The following is a 13,624-nucleotide window of genomic DNA, read 5'->3' as shown; positions in this document are numbered from 1 at the left end:
TGCCGCCGTGCGTGGTTTCATCGCCTTCGCGTAACGGATTTTTCATTGGCGATCCTGATTCAGTGGAGCGTCGGGATTGGTCGGCCTGATCGAGGCGTCACAGGTAATGTGGTCTTGGCCGGAAGGGGTTCTCAACCCGGTTGGAGCTTGAACATCGAATTCAATACGCTTTCCAGCCGGTAGCTTTTCCTTCGAGAAATAAACGAATCCAGGGATCATGGGGTACCTATCCGTCTCTGTCTGATTCGTTGTTTCACCTAGCTTCTGATTTATATAAATCGAGTCATTTGTAGCGATAATCGTATAGGCTTTTGAATCCTGGTAGGGATCGAAGCTATTCGGCATGTACACGATCGAGTGGAAATTCTCGCCTCCATCTGTCGAATAGGCCATCGGAAGATTGCATCCGCGATCACTACATGCGGTGTGCGGTGCTGTCGCTGCAGGAAAAACCAAATTTTTCCCAGTTGAATCAGCGTTGATTAAATGCCCTTGGAAATTTTCGATGGTGCCACGACCAAGATAACTGCGAATTCCTGCGTTGGTGTCGTTGTAAAACGTCTCACCGTGATTGCAGTCCCGGTAGTGTTCCAGCGTGACGAAACGATGATCGTCAATGCGGTAGATGACCTGCGGAGGCGAGTCATAGGGCAGTTCCTTCGCGGCCAGAAAATCGCCAAGATTGAATGACCACGGCTGCTGCGCCGCACAGCCGATGGTTGCCGCAGACAGGGCGAGTGCAATCAGCTTACGAACCATTGTAGTTTTTCCCGTATTGAATACGCTTCGCTTCTGCTTCACTGATTTCCTCCGCGACCGTGGTCCAGTCAATAGTCCTAGGCTTCTCAACCTTCTCGAACGTGCCATAGTCGAAATACGTATCGTGCCCGCTGGTCCACTCTGCCAGCTTAATGAGGTCAAACCAGAACTCACGATCATCGAAAGAATCACAGAATCCGACCGGTAGATCGTATGCGACCACTCGCTTCATGAACTCGGTGTCCGATGGGAGCCTACTGTGGTTGGTCGGCTCGGCTTTATAGTTGGTTATGCGGTCGATCATCTCGTCATTCGATTCAAGTCGCGTCGTGCGTCCGCTATTGCTATATACGTCATCACTGGTGACGTACTTTTCCGGCTGATAGATCGACCGGTAGTTGGGGAAAGTGGGGTCCTCGTAGGCACCCTTGCTCGGATCGTTTTGGTCTGTATTGAATTTCCCGTACTCTGGTGCGGTTTTGCGCGACCTATCAAACGGCCCCATCTCTTCCGCAGTCAACGGTTTCGGCACCTTCTCTGCATTGACTGTCACGGTCTGGTTGGCATTCGGTATCGCCCATAGATAGGGCAGGCCGAATACTGCTCCTCCTACCCGACGGTTTCCATTCCAGAAGTCATCCGATTTTGCACCGGGTACCAGTTGATCTTCGGCAATCGGTTGCAGTCTCCCGAATTTGCGTACACCTGGCTCGTCGCCGACTGGCGTGCTACGCGCAAGCATGCGCTGTTTGACGGTATCGCCAAGCTCACCTAGCACCTTGTCGTTCACGCCCTGCCAGCCAATGCTTTGCAGGGGAGCTGCCCCCATTACCCGATCATGAGGGGTGAAGTAGACATACATGCGACCATGATTGTCCCGCTCCGGCACGCCGTAGTTCAGCTTGAGGTCGGGACGCCAGAAGTTCATGTCCTGTGACGCGCCGACATGAAGCTGCTGCATCATTTCTTCGGTATAGACCTGCTTGTCCTGCTTGATACGGTTGGCGACCGCCTTGAACGTGTTGACACGGGCTTCAGCAGTTGGCCGCTCCCTGCCGCAGGTCAGCGCATCCGTCATCTTGTCGTCTAGCGCAAAAGGCGAGTTCATCACGAATACGGCATCGGGTGCGCGTTGCTTGCAGAGCAGGGTCGCCGCCATGGCAATCATCGTGCCTTGGCTGTGCGACATCACCGTAATGGTGTCGCTCGGGTTTTTCGTGCGAATCGTGTCGATGAGTTTCGCCTGACGTTGCGCTGCGTGGGAGTAGTAAATGCGTGGCGGAGCGTCCTGCAATTGCCGGTCAACCTCAGTGTTGAGGTGTTCCATGTCGAAGCCATAGATATGGCGCGAAAAACCCTTTTCGCTCCACAACTGCTGGAGGTTGTTGGTACCGTTCTGGAACGCGCCGCCGCCCCAATACCATGGCCCACCGTCGCGAGTGCATTGCGGTGCCCACTTGTCATTACCTTCGAGATTGCGTAACGGGATCGTCCAGCGGTTGAGGTCGTCATAGTCGCTGCGGTAACCCCAATAGAAACGGATGACAGGAGAGTTTCTAAATGTCTCAATGTGCCTCGGTACTACGCCATCACCGCTCTCTGCCACAACGGTATATTTGTTTGCCGCGAAGTCATCGCGATTCAGTCGAATGTTCAACCCCTCACACAGCGCCTGCTCTGCCGGGTCATACCACTCACCCTCTGAATTCACACCATGCACAAAGATGATGACCCCCGGCATGTGAGGCGGAACGCGTGCCTCAGCCCGTACCTCATAGCTTGCGGGTGACATGTAGGATTCCCAAAATGGTTGTCCGAGGTGATCACGCTGCATTGGCACAACATTGGTCATCACGTCGTGCTGGTAGGGTTGCGCGTCGGCCTGCGTATCCGGCTGGTTATTCTGTTCATCCATTGCATCAGGCTCCCTTGATTTTCGACAGCATCAGCTTGATACCCTGTGCGACATCGTTTTGCGTCAGCGATGTTTCGCCCTTGTCGCTGGTCACCCCTTCCACGATGCGGCCGTCTGCCGTCTGAACCTTGTACGCGCGGTTCGCCAGTGGCCGCCGTGTCACCTGGTCACTGAGAATGAACCGCTCATTGCTCGGGGCATCTGTCTGGCTGAACTTCGGTAGCGGCAGAGAAAGCGCACCCGGGCCACTCTTGTCGATAGACGGAACCTTGAGGATGAGGTCGCCCGCACCGCCGATTTCGACGTTATCGCCGTGAATCTTGATATAGGCCGTACCGCCGCCACTCAGGACGATTCCGTTCGCCGCGTTGGCCGTCAACGTCCCGGCCACGCTGGACAGTTTCATGTTGAGTTGCGAAACAAGCTCCATCGCGTCCGACTGGGCCTGGATCTGGACCTTTCCACGCATCGCCAGCAGGCGGATTCCCGCGCGCTGCGCGAACACCGATATGGTTTCGACCGCTGAGAGCGCAACGTTTTTGAGGGCACTGACGTTAAACCCGGATGAGGTTGCAAAGCTCGTGTCCTTGCCCGACGACACCATGATGCGGCTCGGCGTCGCCATGCCGATGCCGTTCGGTGCGGCAAGTGCAATGACGGCTTCCTTTAGACCCATCAGCTCACTTTTCAGCCATTCGTTTTCGGTCTTCAGGTCCGTGATCTCGGCTTTTGCCATCGCGGCGGCGTCGGCCAGCCCCTGTGCCTGCGTCTGGGTGACGTTGAACTGGCTCGATACCGTGTCCATCTCGGTTAGCAGGCCGCGCGCCTTCTCCTGCATGTAGGCCGACACAAGCAAGCCACCGCCCGCGCGCACATGGCCCCTGAGGTCCGAACGTAATTCAAAGCCAGAACCCCGTTCCTTGTTCTCGCGGTCCACGGTATGGCCAAGATTGAGCTGCGTCTTGCCGTGCTCGGTCGCAAGCTTGATGCGCTCCTGGCCGTTCCGGTCGTCCATCTCCAGCGTGTTATTCGAGCGCGTGCGCAGCGTGTTGCGCGTGCCCCACGGATAGCCCGCGATGATCGGGTCCGTATCCAGCGCCGTGTGCAGCACCTGGCTGATAAACGGCAAATCGGGATTCCCCCACAGGAAGCCCACGGTCACGACCGTTCCCTCTACCAGTCCGAAATGGAAGCCGGTCTGGCCCGCGCCCGCGAACGGCTTGGCGAGCCGCATTGGACAGCTTTCCAGCCCCGGCTTACGCGCGTCCCTGTCCGTGTGGAGATGCACGATGTAGCAGCCCTGCTGGTCCAGATACGGGTCTTTGTACCCGCCCGGCGAGGCAATCGTGCCCGTGATGACACCTTCGATCCTGGGCCACGTGTGTTCGAGCAACGGCAACCGGTACAGCCGGTCGGACGGAATTGCATCGAATTCGACCGAGTAACGTTTCTTGCGCGAGGCGCTGCACGTCACCCGTACCGCGAGCAGCCCATATTTCGCATCAGGCAAGTTCCGGTTCGACAGCTTCAGCACGCTACCGGGAGTGAGGCCCAGCATGTCGCAGGTGCCGTGATACCGTACCTGCCCAGCCAGCGCCGCTTCGCGCCGGAGTTGCGCCTCTTCCTTCGCTTCCGCCTCGCTCAGGTCCGGCGTTCCCCACGTATACGCCTCGCCATACGCGGTGCGGTCCTCATGGATCGGACTGGCAGCATCGACCGGTCTGGATGTCCGGTTCTCCGGGCTGAAGGTGCGCACTGTGTAGTTTGTCGGCAGGGTCGTCGCGCGCATTTCCAGCGTGTGTACCGACTCGATGCCGCTGGTTTCCAGTCCGCTGCGCGACCGGTACGCGACTGTCAGGCCGGGATCGCGGCGGTAATGCGTATAGTCGTCGCCAAAACGCACCCGCTCGCAGTGCTCACCCGTCTCGCACACGAACCAGATGCCGGAACGGCGGCACAGCCGCGTGATGAAGGCGAGATCGTCCTCATCCCACTGCATGACGAAGCTGCGCTTGCGATAGGTCCGATGCAGCCTGAACTCGAAGCCGGCAAAAACCTGGTTGAACTCGTGTTCCCGCAGGATCTGCTCCACGATCTCAGGAATGCTCATGTTCAGGAAAAACCGGCATTTCGGAGCGTTGCGTAACAGCGCCAGACGCGATTCAAGCACGATCTCGTAGATGGACTGATCGCGGTTGCTGGCAAGCAGCGAGAAGCCGGTAATCACGCCCTGCACGCGGTGCGCGGGTTCCGGCTGGCTCCATTGGTCACGCGGTGGCGGCTGGATCACGAAGGCCGCGATCTGGTTCAGGAACTCGCTGCGCGACAGGTTGTGCCGGGGGTGGGTGAACTGGATCGTGTACTTCGTCGGCTCACCGATCCCGCGCGCACCGTCGAATGCATAGACGTCCGCCAGTGCCGCATCGGGAACCCTCCGGATATCGAGACTGTAGAACTGGTGGATATTGACGCCCGCGCGTGCGATCGGATCGTAATAAGCCGTCGATGGTGTCAAGCGGCGCTCCCGATGTACTGGTCGGGGTTGGCGCACTCACCCTTGAAGACGAACACCTCGGCCAGATCGGAACGGGCGGCCTGCGGCATGTCGGGATGGTAGTGCCGGTGCGCGGCGGGTTTTACACGCGCACGGATGTGGATAGTGTCTGAACTCAAGAGTCCCCCTTGGCAATCGTCTGCGGAATATCCCGATGGGACTATACGGGGGCAACCCATCTTGAAAAAGGCAGAATTTGTCAAGGATTGTGATGGTGCAAGCAGCGAGCGGCTCGGGGAAGAATTTCTGCCGGTCCAGAATCGCAGTCTCCTCTGCGCCTGCCTCCTGTCCCAATTCGCCACCACCCAGTCAGTTCACTGTCAACCGCGAAAGATTCAACATAACTGTCTTGCGAATCCCGCTTTCGAAGCTTTCCTTAGGACGCCAACCGAGTAAATCGATGATCTTCTGCGCGTCGATCGCGTAGCGCCAGTCGTGTCCGGGCCGGTCGGTCACGAACTCGATGAGTCTCGCATGCGGTGCTCGATGCGGCCGCTGCTCGTCCATCAGCGCACAAATCAGCTGCACGATAGCGATGTTTTTCCACTCGTTGCAGCCACCCACGTTGTAGGTCTCGCCCGCCATGCCACGCCGGACTACTGTGTCGATCGCGCGGCAATGATCGTCGACGAACAGCCAGTCGCGGATGTTGGAGCCATCGCCGTACACGGGGATGCGCGTGCCTTCGATACAACTGCGGATCACGGTCGGAACAAATTTTTCATCGTGCTGAAGCGGCCCGTAGTTGTTCGAACAGTTTGTCGTCGTGACGGGCAATCCATACGTATGCCAGTAGGCGCGCACCAGGTGGTCGGAGCCGGCTTTGCTTGCCGAATAAGGTGAATTGGGCGCATAGCGGGTCGATTCGGAAAACGGTGGATCGTTGGGTCCGAGCGAACCGTACACTTCGTCGGTACCGATGTGATGGAAGCGTTTTTGTGCCTGTACGGTCACGGCGTCAAGACGCTGCTCGCCGAACCAGTACTGCCGCGCGGCTTCGAGCAGGGTCGCAGTGCCGACGACGTTGGTGCGAACGAACTCGCCCGGGCCGGCGATGGAGCGGTCCACGTGACTCTCGGCCGCGAAATGGATGATCGTGTCGATCGCATGCTCGCGCAGCAGTGCGTCGACGAGCCGCCGGTCACAGATATCGCCGACAACGAGCCGGTGTCGCTCCTCGTCCGGAAGGTCGGCAAGATTGTCGATCCTGCCGGCGTAGGTCAGCAGATCGAGCGTGACGATCTTCACCTGTGGATCGGTCGAGAGCAGGTAGTGGATAAAATTGGCGCCAATGAAGCCGGCGCCGCCGGTGACGAGCACGTGCTGGGGACGATGGTTCATGAGGTTCGCTTCCAGGTGTCGAGAACTTCGCTCAAACCCGCCATCCACGACGGGGCTTCGATGCCGAGGCGCTCACGCAGCCGCGTGCAGTCGAGCGACGAATTGGCTGGCCGCGGCGCCGGCAGTGGATATGCGGAGGTCAGGATCGGCTGGACGAGCGGCGTGCGCGTGAGCAGGCCGGCATGGCGCGCGGCGGCGAAGATCGTTTCCGCGAAGCCATGCCAGGTCGTGACGGGCGTGCCGCACAAATGGTAGGTGCCCCAGGGAAGCACCTCGCCAGCGCGGTAGCGTGCCGCGACGGACAGCAAGGCCTCAGCGATCGCACCGGCATGGGTCGGGCCACCGTACTGGTCGGCAACGACACGCACCACGTCGCGCTCGCCGCCTATGCGCAGCATGGTGCGCACGAAGTTGCTGCCGTGCGCGCCGAATACCCATGCGACTCGCAAGATCAGGTGCCGGTTCGGCAGATACTCGCGCACCGCCTGTTCACCGGCCCACTTGCTGAGGCCGTAGACGCCGAGCGGTGCAACCTCCGCTGTTTCGGCATAGGCGCCGGGCGCACGGCCGTCGAATACGTAGTCGGTCGACAGATGAAAGAGGGGGATCCCAGCTTCTGCGCAGGCCGCGGCTAGCGTGGCCGGCCCTTCGCGGTTCGCTTGCCAGGCGGCCTCCGGTTCGCTCTCCGCGCGATCCACTGCAGTCCAGGCCGCAGCATTGATGACGAGGCTCGCGCGATGCCCGGCCAGCGCGGTGCGCACCGCGTCCATATCGCCGATATCGAGTTGCGCTCGCGTTAGCCCGAGCAACGCGCGCTGTCCGGCTCGCCGCACGAGTTCCTGTCCAAGCTGGCCCCCTGCGCCCGTCACGAGGATCGTCACGATACGCTCCGGCAGCGCGGCAGCGAGTCGGGCACGTGCTCGGCGAGGCGCTGATGTACACGGTCTTTGTCAGACAGCTGCGGTGCGATGTCGTCGAACACGGGCCAGTCGATTCCGAGATCCGGGTCGTCCCAGCGTACTCCGTCGTCCGAACCTGCGTCGTAGTACTGCGTGCACTTATAGGCAAAATCCGCGTCGGCCGACAGCACGCAGAAGCCATGGGCGAAGCCCGGCGGAATCCATAGCTGCCGGTGTAACTCGTCGTCGAGCCGGGTACCGAACCACGCGCCGAAGTGGGGAGAATCGCTGCGGATATCGACGGCCACATCGTAGACTGCGCCGCGCGCGGCGCGCACCAGTTTGCCCTGCGGATTGACGCGCTGGTAGTGCAGGCCGCGCAGCACGCCGCGCCGCGAACGAGACTGGTTGTCCTGCACGAAGGTCGCGTCGATGCCCGCTTCGCGCAGCCAGCTCTCGCGGAAGCTTTCGACGAAAAAGCCGCGTTCGTCTCCAAACACGCGCGGTTCGAACAGCAGCACGCCAGGCAGCGGTGTTTCGACGATCTTCATGCGACGACCTCCTTGCGAAGTATCTCCAGCAGATACTGGCCGTAGCCGTTCTTCGCAAGCCGGTGTGCCTGCGCTTCGAGTTGCTCCGCGTCGATCCAGCCGAGCCGGTAGGCGATTTCTTCGGGGCACGCAATCTGCAATCCTTGACGCGCCTGCATGACCTGAATGAAGTTGGCGGCGTCGAGCAGCGATTCGTGTGTGCCGGTGTCGAGCCACGCATAGCCACGGCCGAGAATCTCCACATCGAGTGCGCCTCGCTCAAGGTAAGCCCGGTTCAGGTCGGTGATCTCCAGTTCTCCTCGCGCGGACGGCCGGACTGCCTTCGCCAGCTCGACGACGTCGTTGTCGTAGAAATAGAGTCCTGTTACCGCGTAGTTCGATTTCGGCTGCTTCGGCTTCTCTTCGAGATCAATCGCATGTCCTGTCTCGTCGAACGACACGACGCCGTAGCGCTCCGGATCGCGGACGTAGTAGCCGAACACGGTCGCGCCCGAGGTTTTCGCGGCGGCGCGTTGCAGCAGCGACGACAGCGCGGGCCCGTGATAAATGTTGTCGCCCAGCACGAGCGTCGCGGCGTCGTGTCCGATGAACGGCGCGCCAATCACAAACGCCTGGGCGAGGCCGTCCGGATGCGGCTGCATGGCGTACGAGAAACGCATGCCCCACTGGGCGCCGTCGCCGAGCAGTTGCTGGAACGCGCCGAGATCGCGCGGCGTCGAGATGATCAGGACTTCGCGGATACCGGACAGCATGATCGTGCTGAGCGGGTAGTAGATCATCGGTTTGTCATAGACCGGCATCAGTTGCTTCGATACCGAATGCGTAAGCGGATGCAGTCGGGTGCCGGAGCCGCCCGCCAGAATGAGGCCTTTTCGGCCGGTCGCTGTGATCATGGTGTCCTCGCTGCCAGGGGAAGAAAGAGGAGCGGGCCGCCGGTCGCGGCGGCGTGGGTTTAGCCGGGCTCGATGGATCGGGCCACGACGACGAGGCCGCCCGCGTAGGCTGCCGCGATGATCGCGAAACCGGCGGCGGTCGCGCGGCCGGGATCTGTGAAGGTATGCAGGATCACCGATGCGATCGCGACGCCGACGAGGGAGCCGACCTGCCGGCTCGCATTGAGCGAGGCGGCGGCGAGGTTGGCATCTTCAGGGCGCGCGGCGTGCATGACGACCAGGTTCATCGCCGGGATCGCCTGGCCGGCGCCGAAGTTGGCGATGCCGATGGCGATCGCGAGCGCCCAGTACGGCAGCGCGTCGATGCCGATGAGCGCGGCAGTGCCGAGCGTTGCGAGTGCAAGCCCGGCGAGCAGGGTGCCGCGCGCGCCGAGACGCGCGCTGACGCGGGCGGAGGCGAGATTGCCGATACCGAACATCGCCATCAGCGGAAAGAGCTGAAAACCCGCTGCTAGCGGGCTCGATCCACGCTGCTGCTGGAGGTAGAGGCTGATCAGGAAGATTTCGGCGAGGATGCCGAAGTTGATGGCGAGGCCAAGCAGGCTGCCGGCCACGAAGCGCTGGTTGCCGAGCAGCTCGGGCGAGAGGATGCGATGGCGTGCGAATCGCTCGCGCAGCGCGAATGCGGCTGTGGCTGCGATTGTCGCTAGTGCGCAGCCGACAATCGCGGGCGAGGTCCAGCCGAGGCTCGGTCCCTGGATGAGCGTCAGGCTCAGCGCTGCGAGTGCGAGAGCGGCCAGCAGGTGGCCGGTGCCGTTTAGCGGACCCGCATGGCGCGGCGAACGCGCGACATGGCGTTGCGTGAGCCACAGGCCCGCGATCCCGACGGGCAGGTTGACCCAGAAGATGCTGCGCCAGCCAATCGCATCGACCAGCACGCCGCCGACGCACGGTCCGAGCGCCATCGCGGCCGACACGAGCGCGCCCCAGATGCCGATCATCCGCGTGCGCAGCGGGCCGGGCGGGAACGCCTGGGTCAGCAGGCTCAACGAACTCGGCATGAAGAGCGCGGCGCCGACCCCTTGCAACAGGCGCGAGGCGATCAGCGTCGCGGGCGTCGCTGCGGCAGCACACAGCGCCGACGCCGCGACGAATACCCCGAGACCGGTGAGATAGATGGTCTTCGAGCCGTAGCGGTTCGCCAGCGCGCCACCGAACAGCAACAGCGCGGCGAAGCTGAGCGTGTAGGCGTCGACGACCCAGACCAGAGTGGTTAGCGACATCGCCAGGCTGTTCTGCATTGCCTTCAATGCGACATTGACGATGGTCACGTCAAGCATGGCCATCACGAAGCCGCACGCCACGGCCACCATGATCGTCGCGGGGCGCGCGTGCGGTGCTGCGGCCGCTGTGCCGGAGCCAGCCGTGGCGGGATTCATGCCGCCCTCCCGCCGAGATAGAGCCGGCGCATCTCGTCGCTATCGAGCAACTCGGCTGCCGGACCTTCGAGCGCAACGCGTCCCATCGTCAGCACGATGCCGCGATCGGAGATGCGCAGTGCCTCGATCGCGTTCTGCTCGACCATCAGTACACCGATATGTTCCGTGTCGCGCATACGGACGATCGCGTCGAACACCTCGTCGACCATTTTGGGCGACAGGCCGGCCGAGGGTTCATCGAGCAGCAGCATGCCGGGCCGCGGCACCAGCGCCCGCGCGAGCGACACGATTTGCCGCTCGCCGCCCGACAGCGCAGCGGCAGGCGACCGGTAGCGGCGCCGCAGCACCGGGTACTGCTCGCATAGCTCGTCGATGCGCGCCTCGCGCGGGAACGAGGACATGCCCTGGCCGCCGAGCATCAGGTTCTCGCGCACGGTCAGCGCGCCGAACACGTTGTCGGTTTGCGGCACGTAGCCGACGCCGTGATGGCGCACCTTGCGATGCACGGGTTCGCGCGTGAGGTCGCGGCCCTGCAGTGTCACGCGGCCCGAGCGGGGCAACAGGAAGCCCGCAATCGCCTTGAGCAGCGTGGACTTGCCGCAGCCGTTCGGCCCGAGGATCGACACGATATCGACCGCGCCGACGCGCAGCGACACGCCATGCAGGATGTCAACGCTCGGGGTGTAGCCGGCGACAAGCTGATGGACTTCTATCATGACGCCTCCAGCGGCCGGCGGTTGCTGTGCGCCCGGCCCAGGTACGCGTCGAGCACGCGCCGGTTTCGCTCGAGCTCGACCGGCTTGCAATTGGCGATCGCCGCGCCGCGATCGAGCACGATGCAACGGTCGCACAGCTCGCGGATAAAATGCATGTCGTGCTCGATCACTGCGAGCGTGACGCCGAGCCCATGGATGCGCCGCAGTTCCGCGACCAGCTCTCCGCGCAGGTTCGGATGGACGCCTGCCGTCGGTTCGTCGAGCAGCAGCAGCTTCGGCTCGGTCATCATCGCGCAGGCGATGCCAAGGAGCTTCTTCTGGCCGCCCGAGATCGATGCGGCGGGCAACTGGGCAACGGCGGACAGTTTGAGCTCGTCGAGTAGCGCGGCGGCCCGGGTTCGCGTCTTCTGTTCAAGCGCGCGCAGCGAGGGCCCGCGCAGCAGCGCCGCGCCGAGTCCGTGGCCTGCCGACGAGGCGGCCATCGTCAGTTCGAGCACCGACATCCGGGCCGGCATCGACGGTAGCTGGAAGGTGCGGCGTATGCCGAGCTGCGCGATGCGCTGCGGCGCGAGCCGGTCGATCCGGCGGCCGTCGAAGCGGATCTCGCCGCTCGCAAGCGGCGCGAAACCCGTGACCGCGTTCAGGACCGTACTTTTGCCGGAGCCGTTCGGGCCGAGCAGACCGACGATCTCGCCACTGTCGACCGACAGCGTGAGCCCGGACAGCACGGTATTGCCGCCGTAGCGGATGGCGATGCCATCCAGTTCGAGGAGCGCGCTCATGGGTGGATCTCCAGACGTTCCGGCAGCAGGCCGCGTGGCCGCCACAGCAGGCAGGCGAGCAGCATCAGTCCGACGAGGCCGAGCCTGACGGCGCCCGCGAGGTCGCTGCCGACACCGAACCAGTCTTTCAGGAAGGGTGCGAACGAATAAACGGCCTGAACCAGCACCGCGCCGAGCAGCACGCCGGCATTGCTGCCGAGACCGCCCACCATGACGATTGTCCAGAGCGCGAAGGTTTCGGACGACAGCATCGTGTCAGGCCCGACGTAGCTGATGTACCAGGTGAGTAGTGCACCGGCCAGTGCGGCGGGCAGCGCGGCCGCGACGCTGGCCCGCGTTTTCAGCGAGAGCGGGTCGTAGCCGAAGCAGACGGCGAGCGCAGGTTCCTCGCGCATGACCTTCAACGCGCGGCCGAAACGGCTGCGGACGATGCGGCGGTAGCCCGCGTAGACGAGAGCGAGGCATCCGGCGGCAACGCCGAGGAAGGCAAGGTCTGCCCACGGCGCAACGAGTCCGGGGAACAGCGGTGCGATACCGCCGATACCCTGGGCGCCGCCGGTGAGCCAGGTTTCGTTGAGCGCGACGGTGCGCAGGATCTCTGCGATCGCGAGCGTGGCGATTCCCCAATAGTCCGACGCCAGCATGCGGCCAAGCCGCGCGATCGCGACCGCCAGCACGCTTGCCGCCACGACCGCGAGCGCCAGCGCCGCCGGCAGCGGCCAGCCGAGCTGCGAAGCGATACCGGCCGCGTATGCACCGAGCCCGGCAAACGCGATGAATCCGAAATTGACCATGCCCGCGTAACCGGCCTGCAGATTGAGTCCGAGTGCCATCATCGCGGACAGGCAGGCTGAGGTCAGCAGATGGATGAGAAAACTAGACACGCCGCACCTCCCGGTCGAAGATCCCGTACGGACGGAACATCAGGGTGACAAGCAGGATCAGGAACGACACCGCGCTCACGTAGGCAACCGGAAATACCAGCGATGCATGTCCGGTCAGCGAGCCAAGGTCGATGTTGAGCATCACCGTTTCGGCGAGAGCGATCAGCAGTGCACCGGCGGCCGCGCCCAGTGGGTTGCCGAGGCCGCCGAGGATCGCAGCCGAGAACGCCGGAATCAGCAACCCATTGCCCAAATTCACGTGCACGCTCTCGGTGAGGCCGAGCATCGTGCCGCCCAGGGCGGCGAGCATACCGCTTGCAAAGCTGATGACATTGGTTACACGCTGGGCGTCGATGCCGGTCGCGAGTGCGAGTGGGCGGTTCGACGCGAGTGCGCGCATCGAGCGGCCGACATCGGTCCGGTACAGCAGCACGGAGAACAGGAGCAGTGTGAGCGCGCCGCATAGGATCGAATCGAGTTGCGCGCGCGAGACCGCGATCCCGTCGATCAGCAGCGGCGGCGTCAGATCCTGCGCGTACTGGAGCGGCCGCGAACCCGCAGTGCCGAGCACGAGCGCGACGGCGATCAGCGACACCGCGAGCGAACCGATCATCGCAACCGCGCTGCCCGAGCGCAGCAGCCGGGCGAACACGAACACGTTGAGCAGGACCGCGAGGCAGCCGACCAGCGTGCACGATACGGCGGTGGCGAGAACCAGAGGCAGGCCGGCGCGTTCACAGCCAAGCGAGGCGAATGCGCCGAGCATCGCATACTGCACATGCGCGATGTTGGGAAAGCGGATCAGCGAATAGAGCGTAGACAGTCCGATCGAGACGAGCAGCAGGTCGGAGGTGCGGATCAGAACGTCGAGCAGGAACTGCAGCATGGCAT

The 13,624-nt window shown here is 62.7% G+C and carries 13 protein-coding genes; all 13 read right to left on the bottom strand.

Annotation, left to right across the window (positions count from 1 at the left end; translation table 11 throughout):
- Window positions 1–42 precede the first annotated feature (42 nt).
- The 13 genes from FFS45_RS16475 to FFS45_RS16420 all read right to left on the bottom strand — a co-directional run bounded on the left by FFS45_RS16475 (window position 43) and on the right by FFS45_RS16420 (window position 13,619).
- On the bottom strand, window positions 43–759 hold the full coding sequence (locus tag FFS45_RS16475; RefSeq protein ID WP_137955704.1) for a hypothetical protein: 717 nt from the start codon (window positions 757–759) through the stop codon (window positions 43–45).
- On the bottom strand, window positions 749–2,674 hold the full coding sequence (locus tag FFS45_RS16470) for a DUF3274 domain-containing protein (protein ID WP_137955703.1): 1,926 nt from the start codon (window positions 2,672–2,674) through the stop codon (window positions 749–751). Before FFS45_RS16470 ends, FFS45_RS16475 begins: the two co-directional genes overlap by 11 nt.
- A gap of 4 nt (window positions 2,675–2,678) precedes the next feature.
- Window positions 2,679–5,189 carry a type VI secretion system Vgr family protein gene (locus FFS45_RS16465; protein ID WP_137955702.1) on the bottom strand — a complete coding sequence of 837 codons (2,511 nt, stop codon included), beginning with the start codon at window positions 5,187–5,189 and terminating at the stop codon, window positions 2,679–2,681.
- Window positions 5,186–5,347 (bottom strand): hypothetical protein, encoded by a 162-nt coding sequence (locus FFS45_RS41735; protein ID WP_171029665.1) that lies wholly within the window; start codon window positions 5,345–5,347, stop codon window positions 5,186–5,188. The genes FFS45_RS16465 and FFS45_RS41735 overlap by 4 nt, the downstream gene beginning before the upstream one ends.
- A gap of 190 nt (window positions 5,348–5,537) precedes the next feature.
- Complete coding sequence (gene rfbB, locus FFS45_RS16460) at window positions 5,538–6,569, bottom strand: dTDP-glucose 4,6-dehydratase (protein ID WP_137955701.1); 1,032 nt, start codon at window positions 6,567–6,569, stop codon at window positions 5,538–5,540.
- Window positions 6,566–7,450: a dTDP-4-dehydrorhamnose reductase gene (gene rfbD, locus FFS45_RS16455; protein ID WP_137955700.1), complete on the bottom strand. Its 885-nt coding sequence runs from the start codon at window positions 7,448–7,450 to the stop codon at window positions 6,566–6,568. Before rfbD ends, rfbB begins: the two co-directional genes overlap by 4 nt.
- The gene (rfbC, locus tag FFS45_RS16450) at window positions 7,447–8,019 is read right to left on the bottom strand and encodes a dTDP-4-dehydrorhamnose 3,5-epimerase (RefSeq protein WP_137955699.1); all 573 of its coding nucleotides are present in this window, start codon (window positions 8,017–8,019) and stop codon (window positions 7,447–7,449) included. The genes rfbD and rfbC overlap by 4 nt, the downstream gene beginning before the upstream one ends.
- Window positions 8,016–8,912, bottom strand: a complete 897-nt coding sequence (rfbA, locus tag FFS45_RS16445) for a glucose-1-phosphate thymidylyltransferase RfbA (RefSeq protein WP_137955698.1) — start codon at window positions 8,910–8,912, stop codon at window positions 8,016–8,018. Before rfbA ends, rfbC begins: the two co-directional genes overlap by 4 nt.
- Before the next feature lie 59 nt (window positions 8,913–8,971).
- Entirely contained in the window at window positions 8,972–10,351 is a 1,380-nt protein-coding gene (locus tag FFS45_RS16440) for an MFS transporter (RefSeq protein WP_249362809.1), read from the bottom strand.
- The gene (locus FFS45_RS16435; protein ID WP_137955697.1) at window positions 10,348–11,067 is read right to left on the bottom strand and encodes an ABC transporter ATP-binding protein; all 720 of its coding nucleotides are present in this window, start codon (window positions 11,065–11,067) and stop codon (window positions 10,348–10,350) included. Before FFS45_RS16435 ends, FFS45_RS16440 begins: the two co-directional genes overlap by 4 nt.
- Window positions 11,064–11,849 carry an ABC transporter ATP-binding protein gene (locus tag FFS45_RS16430; RefSeq protein ID WP_137955696.1) on the bottom strand — a complete coding sequence of 262 codons (786 nt, stop codon included), beginning with the start codon at window positions 11,847–11,849 and terminating at the stop codon, window positions 11,064–11,066. The genes FFS45_RS16435 and FFS45_RS16430 overlap by 4 nt, the downstream gene beginning before the upstream one ends.
- The gene (locus FFS45_RS16425) at window positions 11,846–12,733 is read right to left on the bottom strand and encodes a branched-chain amino acid ABC transporter permease (RefSeq protein WP_137955695.1); all 888 of its coding nucleotides are present in this window, start codon (window positions 12,731–12,733) and stop codon (window positions 11,846–11,848) included. Before FFS45_RS16425 ends, FFS45_RS16430 begins: the two co-directional genes overlap by 4 nt.
- A complete protein-coding gene (locus FFS45_RS16420; RefSeq protein WP_137955694.1) occupies window positions 12,726–13,619 on the bottom strand; it encodes a branched-chain amino acid ABC transporter permease in 894 nt (297 codons plus the stop codon). Before FFS45_RS16420 ends, FFS45_RS16425 begins: the two co-directional genes overlap by 8 nt.
- Window positions 13,620–13,624: the final 5 nt, after the last annotated feature.

The sequence above is a fragment of the Burkholderia sp. 4M9327F10 genome, from assembly GCF_005503145.1.
GTDB lineage: Bacteria > Pseudomonadota > Gammaproteobacteria > Burkholderiales > Burkholderiaceae > Paraburkholderia.
Note: the sequence above shows the minus strand (reverse complement) of the source record. Positions and strands in the feature narration are given on the sequence as shown.